Source organism: Mycolicibacterium llatzerense (genome assembly GCF_025331195.1).
Taxonomy (GTDB): domain Bacteria; phylum Actinomycetota; class Actinomycetes; order Mycobacteriales; family Mycobacteriaceae; genus Mycobacterium; species Mycobacterium llatzerense.
The window spans coordinates 155,733-178,381 of record NZ_LXOV01000013.1; the positions used below are offsets into that span (position 1 = coordinate 155,733).

Sequence of the window (22,649 nt, forward strand, 5' to 3'; positions counted from 1 at the left end):
GTGCTCGCTTACTCGCGCAGCCCGATGGCCACCGCATCCTGTTCGGGCGCGGCAACGGTTGCCCCGCTCATCGGATCGGAGTCCTCCAGCGGGGGCACTTCGTCGCCGTCGAGCACCTTCTGCATCCGGTCCTTGTCGAGCTGACCCTCCCAGTTGGCGACGACGAACGTGGCCACGCAGTTGCCGAGCAGGTTCACCGAAACCCGCATCGAGTCCATGATGCGGTCCGCACCCAGCAGCAGCGCCACCGCGGCCACCGGGATGGCACCGTGGCCGATCGCCGCGACGGTCGCCGACAACGCCAGGAAGGACGACCCAGGTACTCCGGCCATGCCCTTCGAGGTCAGCATCAGGATCAGGACGGCGGTGATCTGCTCACCCAGGGTGAGGTCGACACCGAGGGCCTGCGCCAGGAACAGCATGCAGATCGACAGGTAGAGGGTGGCGCCGTCGAGGTTGAATGAGTACCCGGTCGGGACCACCAGACCGGTGGTGGTCCGCGAGCAGCCGGCATTGGTCAGCTTGACCATGATCCGGGGCAGTACCACCTCGGTGGACGCCGTGCCCAGCGCCAGGAACAGCTCATCCTTGATGTAGACGACGAATTTCCACAGGTTGACCCCGGCGAAGACCTTCGTGACGGCCCCCAAGATCAGGATGAACCGCGCGGCGGCCAAGTAACAGCACAAGATCAGCTTGCCGAAGCTGCCCAGCGACGAAATCCCGTATTGGCCGATGATGTAGGCCATCGCGCCGAACGCGCCGAACGGCGCCAGCCGCATGATCCAGCCGATGATCGTGAAGAAGACGTGGCTCATGTGGTCGACGAATTCGAGGATCACCGGCGGGCCCGTCTCCCCGAACTTGGCCAACGCCAGGCCGAAGAGCACGGCGAAGAACAACACCTGCAGCAGCGCGTTCTCCGCAAACGCCGAAATGACGGAGTGCGGGATGATGTTCATCAGGAATTCGACGGTGTGCGGCAACTCGCCCTTATTCGTTTTCTTCGCGATCGCGTCCGCGCCCGTCGCCAGGGTCTGCGGGTCGATGTGGAACCCGGCACCGGGCTTGACGAGGTTCCCGATGATGAGTCCGAATATCAGCGCGAAGGTGGTCACGGCCTCGAAATAGACCAGTGCCTTGACACCGATCCGGCCCACCGATTTCAGGTCACCGACATGGGCGATGCCCAGCACAACGGTGCAAAAGATGATCGGTGCGATCAGCATCTTGATCAGCTTGATGAAGCCGTCGGCCAACGGTTTGCAGCCAGCGCCGATATCGGGCCACACCCAGCCCACCAGAATGCCGGCGACAATCGCGACGAGAAGCTGGACGAAAAGTGAGGTATACCAAGGCGGTTTGTTGGCCAGCCGAATCATCTCGCTCTTCGGCGGGTCGATGGTCGTCGTCATCCGCCGAAGTTAGGGCGCACTCGTTGCCTGGCCGTTAATCGCGGGCTACGGCGCTGTACCGGTGTATATATACGATCCTCAGGCGTGTGCCATGGCCAGCACCGCTGACACCTGCGCTCCGGAAATTTGCAGGACCCGAACCGCCTCAGCCGCAGTCGCGCCCGTCGTCACCACATCGTCGAACACGACGGCCTCACCCGCCACCGGAGTCCGCTGCCGGACCCGGCCGCTGATGTTGCGTTGGCGCTGTGCGCTGGACAAGCCGACCGAGTCGCGCGTAAAGGCCCGCATGGCCAGCGCCGGCTCGACCGCGACACCCGGCAGACCCGCTGCCGCGCCGCGCGCGATCTTCGCGACGGGGTCGCCGCCGCGGCGCCGGGCGGCCAGGCTCCGGGTCGGTGCAGGCACCACCGTGAGCGGCGGCACGATCAGGCCCCACGCGATCAGCGTCCGCAGGGCCGCGCCGACCGCATCCGCCAGTGGCGGGACGAGATCGGTGCGGCCGTGCTCTTTGAGTCCCACGATCGCGCGTCTTCTGGCCCCGGCGTAGCGACCGAGCGCGAAGACCGGCACCCCCGGGTCCGCGCGCGGCGTGACCACGTGCGGCTCGTCGGGGCGGACGGTCAGTTCCGCCGCGCAGGCGGCACACCAGCGGATCGACGGTGCACCGCAGCCACCGCATTCGACAGGCAGGACCAGGTCGAGCATGAAGCCATCATGGCCGCGGGCACCGACACTCAGCCCAGGACGATCGAGTCCCCCTGCACCTGAACAGCTTTGACCGCCAGCGGCTTCTTGGCCGGCCCCTGCACCACCGTGCCGTCGAGGTTGAACTTGCTGCCGTGGCACGGGCAGTTGATGGTGCCGTCCGCGACCGTGGTCACCGCGCAGCCCTGATGCGTGCAGGTCGTCGAGAATCCCTTGAACACGCCCGCCGTCGGCTGCGTCACCACCACTTCGCCGACGATCACCCCCGAGCCCACCGGCACCGCGGACGTCTTGACCAGCCCGCCGTCAGTTTTGGCCGGCCCACCATCTGTCTTGGCCCCGCCGTCAGGCGCCGGGGGCGGCGCCTGACTGGCTGCGGCGGGCGGCTTGCCGTAGGTCTGGCAACCCGCTACCGCGGTGACGCCCAAGGCGATTCCCGTGTAGGCGAGCACATCCCGCCGGCCCAGGTTTTCGGACATCAGAACTTCAACCCCTCTCCGACGAAGAGCCACAACGCCGAGGTCAGCCAGAGGTAGACCAGGCTGGTGAACACGGCACCGCCGAGCACCGGAAGCGCCCAGCCTGGAACACCCTTGCGCGTCAACATCAGCATCTTCGCGACGAACGCACCGTAGAAGAAGCAACCCAGCAGTGAATGGGTGAGCACCCGGAGATCGGCGGTCTGGAACCCCACGGCATACAGGCAGTGCACCGCGACCGGGACACTGGCCAAGACGGCCAGCCGACCCGACCACACATGCGCGGCACCGATCCACGTCGGCGCCTTCACCGGTACCTTGCCGTACAGCACCAGGGCCGAGAAAACTTGGAACAGCCCAAGACTGGCGGACAACGTGGCCAGCCACGCCTTCGCATACAGCCCGCTGGAGAAGCCGGCGAAGTTGACCGAGAAGAACTTCGGCTCGTGGACCGACCCGAACACCCCGAGGCCGACCGCAACCAGTGCCCCGACCATCAGGGTGACGACGACGAAACCCGCGCCGCCCGAAGGGATTGGCGCGCGCTGCGTAGGGGCGTCGGCCGACGGATCAAACGCCATCGCTGTCGCCTTCCACGCGCTTGGCGTCCGGGGTCAGCGGAGGGGCTGGCGATGTCGCACCGTCGGCCGCGCGCTGCACGCCCGTCACCGACTTGTCCTCGCCGACGATCCAGCTGTTGCGCACACCGTTGTCCTGGCTCACGTACAGGCCGGCCGGGGGCTGAACGGCGGAAGCCGTGAAGGGCCAACTCTGTTCGCCGATCGACAGCGTGCCGGCCACATTCTTGCCGTCATGTCGGCCCTCGAGGCGGCTGGTCTTGTCCTTGCTCGTCAGGGTGACGGTGCCGGCCTCTGCCGGTCCACTCAGCCAGGTTTCGATGGCCTTGCCATCGCACGCGTAGGCGCGGGCTGTCGCACCCTTGACCGAAATGTCCAGCGTGATGACGCCGGTTTTCGTCTCGACCTTGCCCTGATAGTCAGCGGCCGCCGGGAACGGCACCGCGGCGGGCGCGGTGCTCGGCGGCGCCGCGGCCGACGTGGCCGGTGCGGCCTGACTGGTCGATGTCGCCGGAGCGGTGGTCGGTGCCGCGGGCCCTGACTCCTTGGAAACATTCACCGCGTAGATCCCGACGCCGAGGGCGGCGACCGCGCCCAGGGTGACGAGTGGACCGGTTACCTTCATGTTTGCTCCTCATCGGCTGTGAACCCGATGGCAACAATGATCCACCCGTTGGGACACCCGTTCATCAGATTCGGTGAGATATTCGGCCAATTCCAGTTAACGATTGGCCGACTCAACCGGAACAACGGAGCAGCGTCACAGAAGGTTCAAAGCAACTTGCTAGCCAGGAAGCACGGGTAGCGCGCCGGCGACCATCAGCGGCCGGACATCGGTCCACATCAGGTTGTTGTCCGCTGCTGAGCCAGACAGCTGCAGGACGCCGCGCTGGTCGGCGATGTACACCGTCGAGGTGTTGGCCGCCACGGTGGACACCGGAACCACCAGATTCCGTGTTGGCCCATCGGAATTCACGCCGTCGAGGTTGACGTAGGAGACGGGATGCGCGCCGTCGGTACGGGTCACCACGATGTCGTCGCCGGTGCGCCAGGACAGCGACAGCGCCGTGTTGCCCAGGCCGTAACCGAGTCGGCGCGGGTAGGTGAGCGCGAGTTGACCGCCCTGGCCCTGCTCGACACTGGCCAGGATCACCTGGCCGTTGATCACCATTGCGGCTCGCGTGGCGTCCCGGGACAACTGCAGCCCGCTGATCGGGCCGGGGAACTTGGTGGCCACGGCCGACGAGTCGACGGGGATGCGGGCGGGTTGGCCCGACGCCGCCTCCTGGATCGCCCGCACGACATTGGTGCCGTCGACCACGATCCAGATTGCGTCATCGAGCGACCAACTGGGACGCGACAGGGTGTGCGCATCGAGCGCCTGCGCGGCGTCGCCGTTGACCGGGCCCACCCACAACGACTGCGCCATGTCCGGGGCACCGGGCCGCAACGTCACCACCGAGGCGACTTCCTGCCCGCTGCGCGACAGCGCGGCCGAGGTCTGGCCCGGCAGCTGCCCGAAGGCCCCGCCCACCCGCGGCGCGTTGTCGCCTTCCAGGGACACCAGCGATCCTCCGGCCAGGGCATGCAGCCCCGCCGCGGCGCCGGGGTCGGCACCCGGATCGGTGGCCGCGACATCGGAGGTGTTCCAGCCTTCGGCGAACCGGTCGTCGAGGGCAGCGCCGTCGGCGTTGATCACGTACGGGCCGTTGACCCCGGCCCGGAACAGCGTCCAGATGATCTGCGCCGCAAGCAATTGCCGGCTGTGCGGGTCGGTGGTCGACAGGCTCTCGAGGTCGATCCTGGCGCCGCCATACCCGCGCCCGACACCGGTCTTGCCCCCGTCGGCCCGGGTCACCGGACCACGCAGCCGCAGCGGTGCGGCCATCAGATTCCGGACGCTGCTGGCCATCTCGGGCCGCGGTCCGGACAGCAGCTTGGTGACCAGTTCGGTGGCCAACTGGTCAGGGTCGGACACTGCGACGTAGCGCGGGTCCGGCACGACGGTCTTGCCGGTCGGGTCGACGAAGTAGAGCGTGTCCCGCTTGTAGGTGGACTGGAACTGTTGCCAATCCAGGAAAACCCCGTTGGGCAGCTTGTCGATGCGCCAGCCCCGCGGCGTCTTCACCAGGTCGATGGGGCCGGGGTCGGGCAGCGCGCCCTCCCCCGTCTCGAACACCCCGACGTCCGACAGCGAGCCCAGGATGTCGGCGTGCATGGTCACCGAAACCTTGTCCGTGCCACGGGTTTCCACGAACACGACGCGGTCGATCAACAGGGCGCTGCCGGCGTCATCCCAGGAGCGGGACGCAGATTCGGTGAGGAACTGACGCGCGGCCAGGTGCCGATTCGCGGGATCGGCGGTGGCCTTGAGGAATTCGCGCAGCAGCAGGTCCGGGTCCATGCCCGGCGACGGTGTCGGCAGATTGCGCGGCGCCGGCCGGTCGACCGTACCCACAGCCTGCGGCGCGGACGAACTGGGCACCCCAGCGCACCCCGTCAACACCAGCAGCAGCACGGCGCAGACCGCCAATGCCCCTTTCACGAGGTCTCCACGGCGGGCAGTTCCCCGGCAGACAGGGCCGTAACCGATTTGGGCCCAGCAGGTTTGAGCGGCAGCGGGCTGGTGGTCACCTTGTGGCCCCGCACCAGCGGCAGCGTGAGCCGGAAGCAAGCGCCGTGGCCGGGTTCGCCCCAGGCCTCCAACCGGCCCTGGTGCAGGCGGGCATCCTCGATGCTGATGGCCAGGCCGAGGCCGGTGCCACCGGAGCGGCGCACCCGCGAGGGGTCGGACCGCCAGAACCGGCTGAACACCATCTTCTCCTCGCCCGGTCGCAAACCCACGCCGAAATCGCGGACCGTCACTGCCACGGTATCCACGTCGGCCGCCATCTTGATCTGCACTGGCTTCTTCTCGGCATGGTCGATCGCGTTGGCGATGAGGTTGCGCAGGATGCGCTCGACGCGGCGGGGATCCACCTCAGCGATGACGGCCTCGTCCGGAAGATGCACGGCGAGTTTGATATTCGCGTCGTCGGCCAGGTGCCCGACGTTGTCGAGCGCGCTCTGCACGGTGTCGCGCAAGTCGACCGACTCCACCGACAGTTCAGCCACACCGGCGTCGTGCCGGGAGATTTCCAGCAGATCGGCCAGCAGCGTCTCGAAGCGGTCGAGCTCGTTGACCATCAACTCGGTCGAGCGCCGCAGCGCCGGCTCGAGGTCCTCGCTGTGGTCGTAGATCAGGTCCGCCGCCATGCGCACGGTGGTCAACGGCGTCCGCAGTTCGTGACTGACGTCAGAGGTGAAGCGGCGCTGCAGGTTTCCGAACTCTTCGAGCTGGGTGATCTGCTTGTGCAGGCTTTCGGCCATGTCGTTGAACGACACCGCCAAGCGCGCCATGTCGTCCTCGCCGCGCACGGGCATGCGCTCGGTGAGGTGGCCCTCGGCGAACCGCTCGGCGATGCGCGACGCTGACCGCACCGGCAGCACGATCTGCCGGGCCACCAGCAGCGCGATGGCCGCGAGCAGACCCAGCAGCACGATGCCACCGGTGGCCATGGTGCCGCGCACCAGCGCGATCGTGCTCTCTTCGTTGCTCAGCGGAAAGATCAGGTACAGCTCGAGATTGGTGACCTGCGACGACGTCGGGCTACCGACGATCAGCGCGGGACCGGAGAAGCCGTCGGTGTGGACGGTGGCGTACTGGTAGCTGACCTGTCCTGCTTTGACGAAGTCGCGCAAGGAATTCGGGATTTCCCCCACCGGGCCGGCCGACGTGGCCGCGCGCGGACCGTCGCCGGGGACCACCAGAACCGCGTCGAAGGCACCGGCCAGGCGGGAGCCCGAATCGACCTTGCGGTCGATGAGGGTGTTGCGCGCCAACTGCAGGCTGCTGCCCAGCGAGCGCGTCTCCTCGCCGCCGACGATGCCACTAACGGTGGTTCGGGCGTGCTCGACCTCTTCGGTGCCGGCGCGGACCTTGGCTTCCAGGATGCGGTCGGTGATCTGACTGGTCAGCACAAAACCCAGCACGAGGATGACAGCCAGGGACAACCCCAGAGTCAGGGACACCACGCGCAGTTGCAACGAGCGGCGCCAGGCGTACCCGACCACCCGGCCGACAGCACCCAACCCACGCACGAAAGCGCCCGAGCCGAAACCGCCACGGATACGCCGTCGGGATCCCCAGATCACCGGCGCCCTACGGTCTCAGGCTCGGGCTTGACGAGCCGACCGATCACGGCGGTCCGGCCTTGTATCCCACTCCTCGAACGGTCAGCACCACCTGCGGGTTCTCCGGGTCCTTCTCGACCTTGGCCCGCAGCCGCTGCACGTGGACGTTCACCAGACGGGTGTCTGCCGGGTGGCGGTAGCCCCACACCTGTTCGAGCAGCACGTCACGAGTAAACACCTGGCGAGGCTTCCGCGCGAGGGCGACGAGCAGGTCGAACTCCAACGGAGTCAGCGAAATCTGCTCACCCTGACGGGTCACCTTGTGGGCCGGCACGTCGATGTCGACATCGGCGATGGACAGCATCTCTGCCGGCTCGTCGTCGTTGCGGCGCAACCGCGCCCGCACCCGCGCCACGAGCTCCTTCGGCTTGAACGGCTTCATGACGTAGTCGTCGGCGCCGGACTCCAGGCCAAGCACCACGTCGACCGTGTCGGTCTTGGCGGTCAGCATGACGATGGGCACGCCCGAGTCGGCGCGCAGCACACGGCACACGTCGATGCCGTTCATTCCAGGCAGCATGAGGTCCAACAGCACCAGATCAGGGCGCAGCTCGCGGACCGCAGTCAGCGCCTGGCTGCCGTCACCGATGACGGCGGTGTCGAAGCCTTCACCGCGCAGCACGATGGTGAGCATCTCGGCCAGAGATGGGTCGTCGTCGACGACCAGAATGCGTTGCCTCATGGCGTCCATGGTGTCACCAGATCGCGATAAAGCTGTGATCTCCGATGGGTGTTTTGCTTCTTACCTGACAACTTGCTGGTAAACGGCGCAGCCGGGTCAGCCCAGGAGTCGGCCGGCCAACTCCCCCGGGTCGACGTCGGGCGCGACCAAAGCCCAACGCCCGACCCAATTTTCGGCCGCCAGCGCGGTGTACACCGCGCCCGTGCGACCCTGCAGGCCCCCGTCGCGCTCGTAGGCGTCGCGGGTCCGGGCAGAGTCCTGGGCCTCCCGGCGCGCCGCCCGCTCAGCGGCCAACTCCGTCGGCACATTCAGATAAAGCTGCCAGTCCGGCACCGGCAGCGCCAATCGCTCGAACTCCAGCTGCCGCACCCAGGCGACGACGTCCCCGTCCGCGTCCTGGTGCAGCCGGGCCGCGCTGTACGCGGCGTTGGAGGCGACGTACCGATCGAGGATCACAACATCGTGCGCGTCGTTCATCGCTGCGATCTCGGCTTTGGCGCCCGCGCGGTCGAGCGCGAACAGCATCGCCATGGCATACACCGACTCGGCGAGGTCGCCGTGCTGACCATGGAGCGCCTCAGCGGCGATGTCCGCCTCGACGGAGCGGCCGTACCGCGGGAACGCCACGGTGGTCACCGACTTGCCGCGGGATTCGAACTGCGCCCGCAGCCCCTGGGTCAGGGTGTTCTTCCCCGCACCATCGACGCCTTCGATTGCGATCAGCACGGTAGGAGCGTAATTGGCGCCCGGGCGTATGCCCTGGCGCCCACGGTCACAACCCCAACGGCCGCAGCATCAGCTGATCGAGCTCCGGGCCGAGTTCTGAAACGCTGAAGTCCCCTTCGAAGTTCACCGCCACCTGGCCGACCTCCAGTTCCGGTGAGGTGCACCAGGCGGTGTCGCCGCCGTTGGTGGTCAGCCACAGCATCTGCGTCGACGCAATGCGGTCCTCGGTGTTCCAGTCCGGGATGCCGTCGGGAAAATCGGGAAAGCCCGCCCACGCGGCGAATGTGGACATGTACGACGGCTGCGCCAGTCCGTAGGACTCACCGTCGAGCATCGTGAAACCGGGGTGCACGTCGGTGAGGAACGTGCGCACCGCAGCTGGCAGGGATTCCCAATACGGCGGCGTCGGTCCGGTGTTGAACCGCGGATCCCAACCCACCCAGATGAGCGGATCACCGTCGGCTCCTTCGAAGTAGTACAGCAGCGCGACGCCATCCTCACGCCAGAAGCTGACGCGCACGTCGCGCAGCCGCGTTCGCAGTGCGTCGGCGAAACCCGGCACCATGGCCAGGAAATCGGCATTCCACCGGGCCAGTGCCAGCTGCACACGCTCGGCAGGATCGCCAGATAACGCGATCGCCCCGAACGGACCCGCCATGTCCGGGACCGGGGACTCGAACACCGCCACCTCGTCGGCGGCACACAGCTCCGCCAGCTTGCGCGGCCCGGTGACCGTCGACGGCACCCCGTAATCGAGTTGGTCGAGCGCAGTGGTGTCCCCGGCAGCCGCCGTGGACACCACGTGGTGCAACTTGGCGCGCACGCCTTCCTCCAGCGCCATCTGATTGGCTTGATAGTCGCGGTCGACGCCACGCAGCCACTGAGCGCTGCGGCCGCTCTGCATCCAGTACACCGGACGCGATACCCACTGCATGTTGAACGGCGTGTAGGCCACTCGAGACATCTGCTCGGGGGTCAGCTCGGTGAAGCCGGGGATGTACAGGATTTCGGCGAGCGTGATGATCCGTGCCGCAACCACCGCGGCCTCGAACTTGCCCTTACCGATTGTCGGGGGTACCAACGACGCTTCATCCACGCCATCCAACGTAAGGGCGAAACCGGAGGGCTCCTGACACGAATTTCTTTGTCGGTGGCAGGCGGTACCGTCATGAACGTGGGCGGAGGCCGGTCGCTGAATGCTGCGCCGATGGCCCGAATCATGTTGCACCATAGGATAGTTCACGCGATTTCAGGGTTGCGCCACACCTCGCGACGCGAGTAGTATCGAACATATGTGCGAGGCGGTGTTCGCGATCGATCCCGACGCCACCGAGGCGGCGTTGGTCGATCAACTCGCCGCGATGAGCCGCGCCACCTCCAGCATCGCGGCAGCCCAGGCCCAAGTGACCGCACTGCTGCAAGCCAAGCGCAAAGCACGCGAAGACGCCGAGCACGTGCCGGTGTCTCAGCGCGGCAAGGGCCTCGCCACCGAAATCGGGCTGGCTCGCCAAGCCTCGCCGTGGCACGGCGCCAGGTACCTGAAGATGTCCCGCATCCTGGTCGACGACATGCCTCACACGATGGCCGCACTGGCCCGCGGAATGCTCACCGAGCACCGGGCCATGATCATCGCCGGCCACGCGGAGTGCCTGTCACCCGAGAACCGGCGGGCACTCGACGCCGAACTGTGCGCCGACCCGGCCAAGCTAGAAGGCAAGGGCGACAAGAAGATCCACGCCGACGCCGGGCGCATCGCCTTCCGGCTCGACAGCGAGGCCGTCCTGGCCGCCATGAGTCGCCACCAATGCGACCGCGCCGTCACCGTGCGTCCCGCGCCGCACGGCATGGCATATGTCACCGCACTACTCACCGCCGCCGAAGCCTGTGCCGTGCAGCAGGCACTGCAACAGGATGCGGCCGACGCAGCCGCCGAATCTATCGCCAGCGGCGGCGGACTCGGCAGCCGCGGACAGCTGTTGGCCGACGCGTTCTACCGCCGCACCACCGGTCGCGACGTCGGCGCCGCCGTCCCCATCACCATCAATCTGGTGCTGTCCGACGAAAGCCTGCTGGCCCAGGGCACCGAACCCGCGATCCTCGACGGCTACGGCCCCATCCCAGCGGCCGTGGCGCGCCAGATGATCTGGGCCACGGTGGTCGACCCGGATACCGACGCCGCGGTGCGCAGGCTGTACGCCAACCCGGCCACCGGCAACCTCGTCGCGATGGAATCACGGGCGCGCGCATTCCCGAAGGGCCTCAAGTGGCTCATCAAACTGCGCGACCAAACCTGCCGCACCCCTTACTGCGACGCCCCCATCCGCCACATCGACCACGTCAACCCACACGCCGCCCATGGCGCCACCAGTGCCCACAATGGCCAAGGACTCTGCGAGAGGTGCAACTACACCAAGGAACAGCCCGGGTGGCAGACCAGAACCATCTATGACCAATACGGCCGGCACACGACCGAGGTCATCACACCTACCGGCCGGACCTACCGCAGCACCGCGCCACCGACCCCCACCGGTGCCCGGGTACTCACCAGCGACATCCACGTCGTCAGAATCCACGCTGCCTGAATCGGGGGCACACCAGACGGTAGGTTGGCGCGCATGACCGGGGTCGAGGAGTCGCGGGGTTCGCGGAAAAAAGCGCGAACCTATGCCGCGATCCTGGATGCCGCCGAGGTGCTCTTTCGTGAGCGTGGCGTTCGGGCCACCACGATTGACGACGTGGCCGAACAGGCCGACGTCTCGGTCGGGTCTGTCTACGTGCACTTCAAGAACAAGTCAGGCCTGTATTTGGCACTGGTCGAACGGGCCTTGGACTTGAACGAGAAGGCGATGGCTCGTGTTGCCGAGCAGAACATCGCAAGCCCGCTCGAGCGGGTCCTTGCGGCGGGTGAGGCGTATCTGCGGTTCCACCTCGAGGAGCCGGGGGCGTTCCAGATGATTGCGTTGCGCGTCCTCGAGCCGGGCTCGGGCCAGGACGACCCGGAGGTGGAGAGTCGCATTGCCGATCGCGTCGAAGCCCTTGTCGGTGCCGTACATGCCGACCTGGTGCTGGCAGCGAAGGCGGGCGAGATCCGCGACGATCTGGACCTCGCCCGCGTGATGCGCTTCGTCTGGGGTGCATGGAACGGCGTCATCGCTTTGGCGTTGCGTCAGGATCGCCTACGCGTTGACGACGCCGAGCTCGAACAGACCCTCAACGTGGGCCTGCGACTCCTCAGTGACGCGCTGCGCGTCGACGGCGCACGGCCGTAACAGCGATCCCGACGAACCCGACGGTCGTCGACACGAACGAAACCCCCGCCGCTGCCTGATACTTCTTGTCCTGAAAGAGCTTTGGCTCGAACGCCAGCGGCAGGAACAACATCGCGTTGCTCCACGCACCGGTGGCCAGCGAGCGCTGGACGATCTTCGGGGCGTCAGGGACCGCAAGCCCGAGAGCCACGGTGCAGGTCCCGAGCATGACCAGATCAAGGTGCCATTGCCGCACGCGCTCGGCACTGACGATGCCCAGGCGCTCGGCCTTTTCTTTGTCGGTCATCGCGAGGGTGTAGACCCACCCGGACAGGGCTGCGGCGGCGAGCTCGACGACACCGGAGGTGACGAGCCCGGAGGGACGCGCGCTCACGCGTTGACCTCCTTGCGCCGCGCGGCCTGCGCGCGGTCGTAGAAGCGGCGACCGACCAGGTTCTGGTAGCTCCACGCCGCGGCGGCGATGGTTCCGCGCTGCTGGAGCCAGAACCGGTCGCTGGCATACGTCTCGGTCGTGCGGCCCAACTCGACCTGAGCCATGGCGATGCCTTCACCTTGCTCACGGCTTCGACGGGCGAGGACGCGGCCGGTCTTGTCGACGATCTGAGCGCCGCCCTCGAAGTGGCCTCGATACGTGAACGGGGTTCCGAGGAAGCGGCACTCAACGGTTCCGGCGTGGGCGGCGTGGATGACCGCTGCGCCGACGTGGCGGGCGAAGGTCGCGGGCGCCCGGGTCGCACGAACCTGGTTGCCGGCTTCGAGACGGGTGAGCAACGGCCAGTTGGTCGGCAGGCTCCACCAGCCCGAACCGCCGACGACCAGGTCGATCTGCCCGCCGAGTCGGGCGACGGTCTGCGAGCGCATGAGTTCCCAACACATGGCCACGCCGATGGAATGTTCACCGGCCTCGAAGCGGCCGGGGTCGGTGCCGCCGGTGTAGAGAGCGCTCTCCCACATCGTGGGGAGGTCCTTGTCATGGCGGCCGACGAGGTCGCCGCCGGGACCGTAGAGGAAGAACGCGTTGCGGGTCTCGCCATCGCTGTCGCGAACAATGACGGAGCCGCCGACATGGATGCCGTGTGACTGTGCAAGGCGCGCAAGGAGTTTGGTCGGCTCGCCGTCGGCCGGTGGCGCGTTCTCGGTCAACTCAGGAAGAAAACCGACGCCGGTGGCGAAGAACTCGGGCAGTACCACCCAGCTCGCGCCGTCACCGGCGGCCCGGTTCACGAGACGCTCGCAGTCCTCGAGGTTGTAGTCGATGTCACCGACCTTCGCCTCGGTCTGGACGGCAGCCGCCAGTACCATTTTTGTAGCCTCACTCATAACTGAACGATACTATAAAAATAGTCCGGCGGGCAGCCCCTACACCGCATTGAACGATTTCCGCGCGCCCTACGTGTCAACGGGTATAGGACCGGAAGGACCCTGAGATGCGTACTGCACTAATAACTCTCATTACTCTCGCCGCCACTGCCGCCGTTCTTGCCCCCGCCGCGCCGGCAGCGGCCGAGTCAGCCATCGTCACGATCGGCCAGTTGGAGGCCGAAGGATTCCACGTCAACGTCGACCGGGTCGGCAGCGGGCCGCTCGATCAGTGTGTGGTGACCAGCGTCCGCAACCCGCAGGAGCAGACCAGGCTCATTCGGGTGGACGGTCCCGGCAACCGGGATCAGGTCATCCGCGTGGTGGTCCGCCGGACCATCACCGTGTCGCTGGATTGCAGCAAGTAGCGCGGGCTCAGTGCGCGATGACCGGCAACGTGATCGACGACGGATGCGCCGGGTCGTGCAGGATGGTCTGCGTCGCCACGACGGTCGCCGCGTCGCGCCCGAATGGCGCCCCAGTGTTGGGGTTCGGTGCGAACTGCGGGTAGTCGCTGCTGGAAATCTCCACCCGCACCCGGTCCCCGGCGCTGAGTTGGTAACTGGTGGGCCAGATTTGGATGCGGTACTGGTACGGCTGGCCGGGCACGATGGGCGTCGGCGCTGACAGCGAGTCCCGGAACGACGCCCGCAGAATCCCGTTGTTCAGATTGACGGCCGTCCCGTCGGGCTTGACCACCACCAGCTTGGCCGTGAAATCGGTGTCCACCGCAGATGATTGGGCCCACAGCGTGACGGTGGCCGCCCCGGTGATCTCGGTGGCGTGAGGCACCGGGTCGCCGGTATAGACGAGAACGTCGGAGCGCTGCTCCACGGGTGTCTGATCATAGGGTCCTTGCGGACCGGAACGCGCACCGCAGCACGAGTGCCCGCCCAGGCTCGGAGCCGGGTTCAGCGGGTCGTAGGTGTAGGTGTCGGGCGGCTGCGGTCCGGGCAGGACGGGCTGCAGCTTCCCCTCGCGGTCGGCGATTCCGCCGGCGCCGGATAGGAAGTAGTTGATCCATTGGGTCTGTGGCAGTGGCCAATTGGTGGCCGTCTGCCAGGTGTTGGAGCCCATGGTGAAGTAGTCGACGCGCGGCTTGCCGGCCACACCATTGTCGACTCCCTTGAGGAAGTGGTCGAACCAGGCCAACATCAGCTCATTGATCGGGCTGTTGCCCACTGCCCCAATGTCTTTGAGCATCGGTGCAGGTTCGGAATCGGGGCGGCCCCAGGCCACGTGGTCCCACGGCCCGATCACCAAGCGCTGGTTCGCACGCGCAACGTCATTGCCACCGTGGGCGACCATCCCGGCGAAGTTCTCCACTCCCCCGGCCAGGAAGGCGTCGTACCAACCCTCGAAGTGCAGCACCGGAATGCGCACTGCCGGATACCGGTCGCGGATGCTGAGCTGCTGCCAGAAGGCGTCACGCGTGTTGTGCCGGACCCAGTCGAAATACCACGGCGCCACCGCCGGGTTGTGCGGCTGCATCGGCGGAAGGTCTTGTTGCGGAAGGAAATTCAGCCAGCGGGTCGGGTCGGCTGCAGCATCCCGCAACAGCCGCTCCGCCTCGGTGTCCCGGCGGTTCTGCGCGGCCCCGAGGGCGATCGAATCGATGGCCCACGGCTGCACGAACCCCAGCCGGAACTCGCCGCCCTCGTAGGTCCAGCCGTCGTAGTAGTCGGACGCCGTGTTGGCCGGCGCGATGGTCACCAGATGCGGCGGCGCCGTCACCGCCGCAAGCCACTGCGTCGCACCGACATACGACGACCCGTACATGGCGACCTTGCCGTTGGCCCCGGGCAGTCCGGCTGCCCATTCGACGGTGTCGTAGCCGTCGGCCATGTCGTTGGTGAACTCACTGAACACACCGCCGGAACTGCCCTGACCCCGAACATCTTGAATGACAACGAGATAGCAGTGCGAGGCGAACCAGTCCGGCGGCTGGTAGCGCTCCGGCGAGGTCTGCGCCCCCGCCTTTCCGTACTGCGTGCGCATGAGCAGCACCGGTACGGGGTCAGCGGTCTTCGGGCGGTAGACGTCAGCGCGCAGGACGACGCCGTCGCGCATGGTGGCGCCGACGTCGCGTTGCGTATCGACCGCGCACGGCCCTCGGCCCGCGGCAGCAGGAAACAGCGAGCCCGGCGGGCGGTCCGCACCACAGGCGGCCAACAGCACCAGCATCATCGCGAACACCGCACCGCGGATCAAAGCGCGCACGCTCCCACGCTAGTGCGTCGCCGAAATCGCGTGTGCGCGGACGGTTACGGAAGCCCGCGGCCGCCCGACGTCGTCGTCAGCACCAGGACGTTCTGGTCCCGGTCCAGGAACGCCTGGGTCGCCATGGTGGGGCTGGAGAAGAGCTTGTTCAGCTCGGGGCCCGACAGGTACGGACCATCGGGCAGCTCCGACTGCAGAATCTTCTGCACCATCGGTTGCCGGTCGGTGGCGACCGGGTGGTACTCCGCCAACAGCCGGGTGGTCTCCGCAGGCGACAGTTTGACCACCGCGTCGATCCAGTTCACCTTGCCGGTCAGGCTGGGATCGCCGCTGTTGTTCCAGGTGACCCACACAGCTTCGTCGGGCTTGTGCAGTTGCGGGAACTGCCAGACCAATTGCTGGACGTCGTGCCGGACCATCCCCGGCGGTACCGGCGGGCCCTTGACGGGCTGCGACGTGCCGCCGAAGAAGTCGAGGCTGCCCAGATTCACGCCGTCGCAGCCGGTCAACGCCACCCCGACCAGGGCCAGCAACGCGACGAGCCTTCCCACCGGGTTGTATCGCATGCCTCGACCTCCCATCACGAGGGTGCCCTGATGTGCGGAAATTCTAACTCTGAAACCCGCTGATCAGCAGTTCTTCAGCAAACACTTCAGCGCGTCGCCGGAATCGTAATTATCGCGCATTGCAATATAAGCCGCCACCGCAGGCGCACGCCTCAGCTAATCTCACACCCATCCGCCCCCAGGCGATTACGTCACACCTTTCGCGGGCACGCAAAAGCCCCCAATTCCCTTGAGAATTGGGGGCTTTCGCGTTTGCTCGTGCCGCGAAGGCTACTTAGTAGCGGTAGTGCTCCGGCTTGTACGGGCCTTCGACGTCCACGCCGATGTACTCGGCCTGGTCCTTCGACAGCTTGGTCAGCGTGCCGCCGAGAGCCTCGACGTGGATGCGCGCGACCTTCTCGTCGAGGTGCTTGGCCAGGCGGTAGACCTCGTTGTCGTACTCGTCGTTCTTGGTCCACAGCTCGATCTGGGCGATGACCTGGTTGGAGAACGAGTTCGACATCACGAACGACGGGTGGCCGGTCGCGTTGCCCAGGTTCAGCAGACGCCCCTCGGACAGCACGATGATCGACTTGCCGGTCTCACCGAAGGTCCACAGGTCGACCTGCGGCTTGATGTTCAGCTTGGTGGCGCCGGACTTCTCGAGCGCTGCCATGTCGATCTCGTTGTCGAAGTGGCCGATGTTGCCCAGGATGGCCTGGTTCTTCATGGCCTTCATGTGGTCGAGCAGGATGATGTCGTAGTTGCCCGTCGCGGTGATGACGATGTCGGCCTGGGCGATGCCCTGCTCGACGGTGACGACGTCGAAGCCGTCCATCAGCGCCTGCAGCGCGTTGATCGGGTCGATCTCGGTGACCGCGACGCGCGCGCCCTGTCCGGCCATCGACTCCGCACAGCCCTTGCCGACGTCGCCGTAGCCACAGATCAGCACCTTCTTGCCACCGATCAGCACGTCGGTGCCGCGGTTGATGCCGTCGATCAGCGAGTGGCGGGTGCCGTACTTGTTGTCGAACTTGCTCTTGGTGACCGAGTCGTTGACGTTGATGGCCGGGAAGACCAGCTCACCCGCGGCGGCGAACTGGTACAGGCGCAGCACGCCGGTGGTGGTCTCCTCGGTGACACCCTTGACCGACTCGGCGATCTTGGTCCACTTGGTCTTGTCGTTCTCGAAGCCGTTGCGCACCAGCTCGAGGAAGACCTTCCACTCGGCCGAGTCGTCTTCTTCAGCGGGCGGCACGACGCCGGCCTTCTCGTACTGCGCACCGCGCAGCACCAGCATGGTGGCGTCGCCGCCGTCGTCCAGGATCATGTTGCAGGGCTCGCCGTCCCAGGTGAGCATCTGCTCGGCGCACCACCAGTACTCCTCCAGCGTCTCGCCCTTCCAGGCGAAGACCGGGGTGCCCTGGGGCTCCTCGGGGGTGCCGTGCGGGCCGACGACGATGGCCGCGGCGGCATGGTCCTGGGTGGAGAAGATGTTGCACGACGCCCAGCGGACCTCTGCGCCGAGCGCGGTCAGCGTCTCGATGAGCACCGCGGTCTGCACGGTCATGTGCAGCGAGCCGGAGATGCGTGCGCCCTTGAGCGGCTGCACGTCGTGGTACTCGCGACGCAGCGCCATCAAGCCGGGCATCTCGTGCTCGGCGAGGCGAATCTCCTTGCGGCCGAACTCGGCTTCGGACAGGTCGGCGACCTTGTAGTCGATGCCGTTACGGACGTCTGCCTTCAATTCCGTCATGGATTAGAGCCCCATTCATTCGTCAGTTGCCTGTGCGTGCGCCAAAGCGCACCGGAGTGACCCCATGGCCTGCGGGCTCGCGGGACAGGCACCAAGAAAACTGCTCGCATGGCGCGCTGACGGCTACGGAGTATCCGTACTACCGTAACGGTCGGCGAACGGCGTCATGAGCCGGGCCAGGTCAGCGGCCACATCGTGGTCCGCTTCCGGCGGCATTGACACGTAACTGATCGCCAGCCGGACGATCGCCCGGGCCAGCACCCCGGCGTCTTCGTCGGAAGTCCGCACCCAGCTACTGCGGAAAATCTCGGTCAGGCGCGCAGAACAATGCGAAATGATCGGCGCGCTGTCGGTGGTGATGATCTGCAGCAGGTCCGGCTTGGCGACGCCGGTCAGCAACGAGATGACCAGCGGGTCGGACGCCGACTCGGTGAAAAACATCCGGAAGCCCTGCAGGAACGCCGCGTGGATGTCACCGACGTTGGCGTAGATGGAGTGCTCGACAGCGTCGACCAGGCGGTCGGCGAGGCGCATCGCGTAACCCTCGGCCAGGCCCTGACGCGAGCCGAACTCGTTGTAGATGGTCTGCCGACTGATGCCGGCGGCGCGGGCGACGTCGGAGAGCGTGATGGACGACCAGTCCTTGGCCAGCAACAGCTCTCGCATGCCGTCCAGGATCGAGTGCCGCAGCAGGACCCGCGAGGCCTCGGCGTACGGCACGCGAGGTGCCGCGGGGCGCGGCACCTCGGGTCCGTCGGGTACTGCGGCGGCGGCGGTCACGACGCCACGACCTCCACCATGTCGAAATCGGCCTTGGCGGCGCCGCAGTCCGGGCAGCTCCAGTCTTCGGGGATGTCGGCCCAGCGGGTGCCGGGCGCGATGCCGTCCTCCGGCCAGCCCTTCTCCTCGTCGTACTCGAAGCCGCACTGCAGGCAGACGAACTTCTTGAACGGCTCACTCATTGGTTCACTCCCACCTGTTCGAAATCGACCTTCTCGCGGACCGCACAGTCGGGGCAGCACCACTCGTCGGGGACATCATCCCACGCCGTGCCGGCCGGAAACCCTTCACGCGGAGCCCCTTTGGCCTCGTCATAGACATAACCACAGCCCGGGCAAGCGTATGAACTCATACTCAGGCCACCCCGTACTTGGCCATCACCTTGTTCCGCACCCGCGGGTGGACGTTGACCTTGGTGATGTCGCCGTCGTAGTGCTCGATGACCCGGTGGTCCATCATCCGGCGCCACAGCGGCGGGATGTAGGTCAGGCCGATCAGAGTGGCGTAGCCACTGGGCAGGTTCGGGGCGCCGTCGATGCTGCGCAGCGTCTGGTAGCGACGCGTCGGGTTGGCGTGGTGGTCACTGTGCCGCTGCAGGTGGTACAGGAACAGGTTGGTGACGATGTGGTCGGAGTTCCAGCTGTGCACCGGCGCGCAGCGCTCGTAGCGTCCGCTCTCGGTCTTCTGCCGCAGCAGGCCGTAGTGCTCCAGGTAGTTGACCGACTCCAGCAGGCTGAATCCGTAGATGCCCTGGATCAGGACGAACGGGATGAGCGCCGGGCCGAACACCGCGATCAGGACGCCGAAGAACACCAGCGACATGAGCCACGCGTTGAGGACGTCGTTCTTGAGGTAGGTGCGGGGATCCCACGGGCTGCGTCCGAGGCGACGGATGCGCTGGGCCTCCAGCTCGACCGAGGACTTCAGGGCACCCCACACCGTGCGCGGCAGGAACTCCCAGAAGGTCTCACCGAAGCGGGCCGACGCGGGGTCTTCCGGGGTGGCGACGCGGACGTGGTGACCGCGGTTGTGCTCGATGTAGAAGTGGCCGTAGAACGTCTGGGCCAGGGTGATCTTGGCCAGCCAGCGCTCCAGGTTCTCCTTCTTGTGCCCCATCTCGTGCGCGGTGTTGATACCGACGCCACCGAGCACGCCGACCGACAGTGCGACGCCGAGCTTGGCCCACCAGGCCAGCCCGCCTTCGAAGCCGAGCCAGCTCAGGTCCTTGGCGGTGAACAGGTACGCGCCCATGATGACGCTGGCGTACTGGAACGGGATGTAGACGTAAGTGCAGTAGCGGTAGTACTTGTCGTTCGCCAGCTGGTCCATCATCTCGTCGGGCGGGTTCTCCCCGTCGGGCCCGAACTTCAGGTCGAGGATCGGCAGCAGCACATAGAGCAGGCCGGGGCCGATCCACAGCGGCACCTGCGCCAACGCGTGCCATCCCGCCTGGTTCAGTGCCCAGATCAGCGGGAGCATCACGAACAGCGCCGTGGGCGCGATCAGGCCCATGAGCCACAGATGACGCTTGCGATCACGCCACTGCTCAACGTTGACGTCGGATACCTCGACTGACACGGGTCCACCTCCATTGGTTTGCCGACAACTTGTGATCTTGACTATAGACCGCAGTTTGTCGCCGGTCTAGACATTAGAGGCGATTTTGTAAAACGACTTGTGGCAGCCGTCACCGCTGCAGGTGACTGCGGGTTTTGTCGGCGTCAGCCGCGGTACAGGTCGGGCTCGATGTAGATTATGCGAGCGTTGGGGACCGCAGCGCGGATCGCGACCTCGGCGGCGTCGATCGTCGTGGCGACGGTCTCCAGGTCGGTCTCCGGGGCCAGCGCGACCTTCACACCGACGAGCATCTCCTCCGGCCCCAGGTACTGGGTCCGCAGGTGGATGACGCGGTCGATGTGCGCCGTCTGCTCCAGCGCGCTGCGGATGCTGCCGGTCTCGTCGACGGTCGCGCCTTCACCGATCAGCAGGCTCTTCATCTCGACCATCAGCACCACCGCGATGATGCCGAGCAGCACACCGATGGCCGCCGTGCCGATGCCGTCCCACACCGGGTCGCCCGTCAGCATCGACAAGCCGACGCCGCCCAGGGCCAGCACCAGACCAATCAGCGCGCCGGTGTCCTCCAGCAGCACCACCGGCAGCTCCGGGTTACGCGAGGTCCGGATGAACCGCCACCAGCTGCCGGACCCCTTGAGCGGACGCGATTCCTTCACCGCCGTGTAGAAGCTGAAACCCTCGAGCCCGATCGCGACGACCAGGATGGCGACGGCGACGATCGGCGAGGACAGCGGCTCGGGGTGGCTGATCTTGTGATAGCCCTCGTACAGCGCGAACATGGCACCGAGGCTGAACAGCACCAGCGCCACCACGAACGAATAGAAGTAGCGGCTGCGGCCATAACCGAACGGATGCAGATGGTCGGCATCCTTGCGCGCCTGCCGCTGCCCCCACAGCAGCAGCCCCTGGTTGGACGTGTCCGCCAGCGAGTGCACCGACTCCGCGAGCATCGACGAACTACCGGTGATCAGAAAGCCGACGAACTTCGCCGCCGCGATCCCGGCATTGGCCAACAGCGCCGCGACAATCGCGCGCGCACTCCCCGAGGCCGACATGACCTGCCCTTTCGTAGGTTTTTTAGATCCCTACCGTCGCACGGAACACCGTCGACGGCTCTTCGGCCACCAGCCGCACAGGTCCCTCCCCGGCGGCGATCCAGGCGGCGGCCCCCTGGTTCAGGGTCAGCTCACCACCCGCGGAATGCACCTGCACCCGGCCCTGCGTGCCCAGCAGAATCTGCGGGCCGGCGTGCTCCTTGGGCACCTCGACCGCACTGCCCACCCGGTCGTCGCCGATCCGCAGGATCGACACCGCGAACTCCGGTGCGGGCGTGTCGAACACCTCCTCGACGCCGGCGGTCGAGCCATGCTCGGCCGGCCGCGGGCGGATCGGCCGACCATCGGTCGGGGTGAAGTCGAGTACGCGAAGAAGTTCGGGCACATCCACGTGCTTGGGTGTCAGGCCACCGCGTAACACGTTGTCGGAGTTGGCCATGACCTCGAACCCCAGGCCGTGCAGATAGGCGTGCAGATTGCCGGCAGGCAGATAGATGCCCTCCCCCTCGACCAGGCTGATGCGGTTGAGCAGCATGGCGGCCAGCACTCCGGCATCGCCCGGGTACCGCTCGCCGAGTTCGAGTACGGTCTTGGCCTCGGCCGCGAATTCCGTTGCCCCCGAACGGATGTAGTTCACCGCGCCGTCGAGCACGGCCGGCACCAGCACGTCGAGATCGGGCTGTGGCAAGGTGATCCAGGTGGTGAACACGGCCCGCAGCCCGGCCCCGTCCGACTGGCCGGCCAGCAGGTTGATGTACGGATCGAGGTCCGACACCGCCAGTGCCCGCATCAACTCGACGGTGCGGACCACCGGCCGGAATCCGGCGAGCGCCTCGAACGGGCCAAGGGCCACGATCAACTCGGGTTTGTGGCTGCGGTCCCGGTAGTTGCGATTACGCGCGTTGACGGCAATACCTTGGCGCTCTTCACGATTGAAGCCCTCGGCGGCCTGCTCGGCACTGGGGTGCGCTTGCAGCGACAGCGGTTCGTCTGCGGCCAGCACCTTCGCCAGGAACGGCAACACCTCACCGAACCGGGCCCGGACCTCAGGCCCCAGCTCGCCGCCGGGATCGGCCCGGATGACGTCGAGCAGCGACACCTCGCCGTCGGCGGTCTCCAGCCGCGCCGGGTCCCCCGGGTTCGCACCCAACCACAGTTCAGCCTCGGGATGCGCTGTGGGACTGGGCCTTCCAGCGAAATCGGCCAAGGCGGTACGCGACCCCCAGGCGTAGTTCCTGACCGCGCCTCGTAGCAGATGCACTATGT

At 66.7% G+C, this 22,649-nt stretch carries 24 protein-coding genes; 3 read left to right on the plus strand and 21 right to left on the minus strand.

Annotation, left to right across the window (positions count from 1 at the left end):
* Positions 1-8: 8 nt before the first annotated feature.
* The 10 genes from dctA to A7G45_RS20700 all read right to left on the minus strand — a co-directional run bounded on the left by dctA (position 9) and on the right by A7G45_RS20700 (position 9,917).
* A complete protein-coding gene (gene dctA / locus A7G45_RS20655) occupies positions 9-1,415 on the minus strand; it encodes a C4-dicarboxylate transporter DctA (RefSeq protein ID WP_260939996.1) in 1,407 nt (468 codons plus the stop codon).
* Between the two features lie 78 nt (positions 1,416-1,493).
* Positions 1,494-2,123, minus strand: a complete 630-nt coding sequence (locus tag A7G45_RS20660) for a ComF family protein (RefSeq protein ID WP_260939998.1) — start codon at positions 2,121-2,123, stop codon at positions 1,494-1,496.
* A 29-nt stretch (positions 2,124-2,152) separates the two neighbouring features.
* A complete protein-coding gene (locus A7G45_RS20665; RefSeq protein WP_260940000.1) occupies positions 2,153-2,602 on the minus strand; it encodes a QcrA and Rieske domain-containing protein in 450 nt (149 codons plus the stop codon).
* A complete protein-coding gene (locus tag A7G45_RS20670; RefSeq protein WP_260940003.1) occupies positions 2,602-3,183 on the minus strand; it encodes a DUF6529 family protein in 582 nt (193 codons plus the stop codon). Before A7G45_RS20670 ends, A7G45_RS20665 begins: the two co-directional genes overlap by 1 nt.
* A complete protein-coding gene (locus A7G45_RS20675) occupies positions 3,173-3,805 on the minus strand; it encodes a hypothetical protein (RefSeq protein ID WP_260940004.1) in 633 nt (210 codons plus the stop codon). Before A7G45_RS20675 ends, A7G45_RS20670 begins: the two co-directional genes overlap by 11 nt.
* 159 nt (positions 3,806-3,964) lie before the next feature.
* On the minus strand, positions 3,965-5,725 hold the full coding sequence (gene lpqB, locus A7G45_RS20680; protein WP_043392397.1) for an MtrAB system accessory lipoprotein LpqB: 1,761 nt from the start codon (positions 5,723-5,725) through the stop codon (positions 3,965-3,967).
* Complete coding sequence (mtrB, locus tag A7G45_RS20685; protein ID WP_260940009.1) at positions 5,722-7,374, minus strand: MtrAB system histidine kinase MtrB; 1,653 nt, start codon at positions 7,372-7,374, stop codon at positions 5,722-5,724. Before mtrB ends, lpqB begins: the two co-directional genes overlap by 4 nt.
* Positions 7,375-7,417: 43 nt before the next feature.
* Positions 7,418-8,104 (minus strand): two-component system response regulator MtrA, encoded by a 687-nt coding sequence (gene mtrA, locus A7G45_RS20690; RefSeq protein ID WP_020102929.1) that lies wholly within the window; start codon positions 8,102-8,104, stop codon positions 7,418-7,420.
* 87 nt (positions 8,105-8,191) lie between these two features.
* Positions 8,192-8,821, minus strand: a complete 630-nt coding sequence (locus tag A7G45_RS20695; protein WP_260940022.1) for a dTMP kinase — start codon at positions 8,819-8,821, stop codon at positions 8,192-8,194.
* A 46-nt stretch (positions 8,822-8,867) separates the two neighbouring features.
* The gene (locus tag A7G45_RS20700; protein ID WP_260940024.1) at positions 8,868-9,917 is read right to left on the minus strand and encodes a hypothetical protein; all 1,050 of its coding nucleotides are present in this window, start codon (positions 9,915-9,917) and stop codon (positions 8,868-8,870) included.
* A 196-nt stretch (positions 9,918-10,113) separates the two neighbouring features.
* Between A7G45_RS20700 and A7G45_RS20705 the strand changes: the two genes are divergently transcribed.
* Together A7G45_RS20705 and A7G45_RS20710 are read left to right on the plus strand one after the other, a co-directional pair.
* Positions 10,114-11,403 (plus strand): HNH endonuclease signature motif containing protein, encoded by a 1,290-nt coding sequence (locus A7G45_RS20705; protein WP_260940026.1) that lies wholly within the window; start codon positions 10,114-10,116, stop codon positions 11,401-11,403.
* Between the two features lie 33 nt (positions 11,404-11,436).
* On the plus strand, positions 11,437-12,090 hold the full coding sequence (locus tag A7G45_RS20710) for a TetR/AcrR family transcriptional regulator (protein ID WP_260940030.1): 654 nt from the start codon (positions 11,437-11,439) through the stop codon (positions 12,088-12,090).
* Here A7G45_RS20710 and A7G45_RS20715 read toward each other — a convergent pair.
* Together A7G45_RS20715 and A7G45_RS20720 are read right to left on the minus strand one after the other, a co-directional pair.
* Positions 12,053-12,463, minus strand: coding sequence for a hypothetical protein (locus tag A7G45_RS20715; RefSeq protein WP_260940031.1), 411 nt, complete (start codon positions 12,461-12,463; stop codon positions 12,053-12,055). The two genes, A7G45_RS20710 and A7G45_RS20715, sit on opposite strands and share 38 nt — an antisense overlap.
* Positions 12,460-13,410 (minus strand): carbon-nitrogen hydrolase family protein, encoded by a 951-nt coding sequence (locus tag A7G45_RS20720; RefSeq protein ID WP_260940032.1) that lies wholly within the window; start codon positions 13,408-13,410, stop codon positions 12,460-12,462. The genes A7G45_RS20715 and A7G45_RS20720 overlap by 4 nt, the downstream gene beginning before the upstream one ends.
* Positions 13,411-13,517: 107 nt before the next feature.
* Here A7G45_RS20720 and A7G45_RS20725 point away from each other — a divergent pair, with 107 nt between their 5' ends.
* Positions 13,518-13,817, plus strand: coding sequence for a hypothetical protein (locus A7G45_RS20725; protein ID WP_043392380.1), 300 nt, complete (start codon positions 13,518-13,520; stop codon positions 13,815-13,817).
* 7 nt (positions 13,818-13,824) lie between these two features.
* Here A7G45_RS20725 and A7G45_RS20730 read toward each other — a convergent pair whose 3' ends face one another.
* From A7G45_RS20730 to manA, 9 genes are all read right to left on the minus strand, one after another.
* Positions 13,825-15,645 (minus strand): CocE/NonD family hydrolase, encoded by a 1,821-nt coding sequence (locus A7G45_RS20730; protein WP_377042047.1) that lies wholly within the window; start codon positions 15,643-15,645, stop codon positions 13,825-13,827.
* Between the two features lie 68 nt (positions 15,646-15,713).
* Positions 15,714-16,235, minus strand: a complete 522-nt coding sequence (locus tag A7G45_RS20735) for a hypothetical protein (protein ID WP_260940034.1) — start codon at positions 16,233-16,235, stop codon at positions 15,714-15,716.
* A gap of 274 nt (positions 16,236-16,509) precedes the next feature.
* Complete coding sequence (gene ahcY / locus A7G45_RS20740; RefSeq protein WP_260940036.1) at positions 16,510-17,970, minus strand: adenosylhomocysteinase; 1,461 nt, start codon at positions 17,968-17,970, stop codon at positions 16,510-16,512.
* A 123-nt stretch (positions 17,971-18,093) separates the two neighbouring features.
* Positions 18,094-18,750, minus strand: coding sequence for a TetR family transcriptional regulator AlkX (alkX, locus tag A7G45_RS20745; RefSeq protein ID WP_260940038.1), 657 nt, complete (start codon positions 18,748-18,750; stop codon positions 18,094-18,096).
* Positions 18,747-18,932, minus strand: coding sequence for a rubredoxin (locus A7G45_RS20750; RefSeq protein ID WP_138231750.1), 186 nt, complete (start codon positions 18,930-18,932; stop codon positions 18,747-18,749). The genes alkX and A7G45_RS20750 overlap by 4 nt, the downstream gene beginning before the upstream one ends.
* A complete protein-coding gene (locus A7G45_RS20755; protein WP_260940042.1) occupies positions 18,929-19,102 on the minus strand; it encodes a rubredoxin in 174 nt (57 codons plus the stop codon). The genes A7G45_RS20750 and A7G45_RS20755 overlap by 4 nt, the downstream gene beginning before the upstream one ends.
* Before the next feature lie 2 nt (positions 19,103-19,104).
* Positions 19,105-20,364, minus strand: coding sequence for an alkane 1-monooxygenase (locus A7G45_RS20760; protein ID WP_377042048.1), 1,260 nt, complete (start codon positions 20,362-20,364; stop codon positions 19,105-19,107).
* Between the two features lie 107 nt (positions 20,365-20,471).
* On the minus strand, positions 20,472-21,383 hold the full coding sequence (locus tag A7G45_RS20765) for a cation diffusion facilitator family transporter (RefSeq protein ID WP_260940046.1): 912 nt from the start codon (positions 21,381-21,383) through the stop codon (positions 20,472-20,474).
* A gap of 22 nt (positions 21,384-21,405) precedes the next feature.
* Positions 21,406-22,644, minus strand: a complete 1,239-nt coding sequence (manA, locus tag A7G45_RS20770) for a mannose-6-phosphate isomerase, class I (protein ID WP_260940047.1) — start codon at positions 22,642-22,644, stop codon at positions 21,406-21,408.
* Between the last annotated feature and the right edge of the window lie 5 nt (positions 22,645-22,649).

Bases quoted from the DNA above. Each gene is read 5' to 3' on its own strand.
- A7G45_RS20720 (WP_260940032.1), bottom strand. From the start codon at position 13,410: ATGAGTGAGGCTACAAAAATGGTACTGGCGGCTGCCGTCCAGACCGAG.
- A7G45_RS20750 (WP_138231750.1), bottom strand. From the start codon at position 18,932: ATGAGTGAGCCGTTCAAGAAGTTCGTCTGCCTGCAGTGCGGCTTCGAG.
- mtrA (WP_020102929.1), bottom strand. From the start codon at position 8,104: ATGGACGCCATGAGGCAACGCATTCTGGTCGTCGACGACGACCCATCT.
- A7G45_RS20725 (WP_043392380.1), top strand. From the start codon at position 13,518: ATGCGTACTGCACTAATAACTCTCATTACTCTCGCCGCCACTGCCGCC.
- A7G45_RS20665 (WP_260940000.1), bottom strand. From the start codon at position 2,602: ATGTCCGAAAACCTGGGCCGGCGGGATGTGCTCGCCTACACGGGAATC.
- A7G45_RS20705 (WP_260940026.1), top strand. From the start codon at position 10,114: ATGTGCGAGGCGGTGTTCGCGATCGATCCCGACGCCACCGAGGCGGCG.
- A7G45_RS20765 (WP_260940046.1), bottom strand. From the start codon at position 21,383: ATGTCGGCCTCGGGGAGTGCGCGCGCGATTGTCGCGGCGCTGTTGGCC.
- A7G45_RS20710 (WP_260940030.1), top strand. From the start codon at position 11,437: ATGACCGGGGTCGAGGAGTCGCGGGGTTCGCGGAAAAAAGCGCGAACC.
- A7G45_RS20735 (WP_260940034.1), bottom strand. From the start codon at position 16,235: ATGCGATACAACCCGGTGGGAAGGCTCGTCGCGTTGCTGGCCCTGGTC.
- A7G45_RS20670 (WP_260940003.1), bottom strand. From the start codon at position 3,183: ATGGCGTTTGATCCGTCGGCCGACGCCCCTACGCAGCGCGCGCCAATC.
- ahcY (WP_260940036.1), bottom strand. From the start codon at position 17,970: ATGACGGAATTGAAGGCAGACGTCCGTAACGGCATCGACTACAAGGTC.
- dctA (WP_260939996.1), bottom strand. From the start codon at position 1,415: ATGACGACGACCATCGACCCGCCGAAGAGCGAGATGATTCGGCTGGCC.
- A7G45_RS20660 (WP_260939998.1), bottom strand. From the start codon at position 2,123: ATGCTCGACCTGGTCCTGCCTGTCGAATGCGGTGGCTGCGGTGCACCG.
- A7G45_RS20675 (WP_260940004.1), bottom strand. From the start codon at position 3,805: ATGAAGGTAACCGGTCCACTCGTCACCCTGGGCGCGGTCGCCGCCCTC.
- A7G45_RS20755 (WP_260940042.1), bottom strand. From the start codon at position 19,102: ATGAGTTCATACGCTTGCCCGGGCTGTGGTTATGTCTATGACGAGGCC.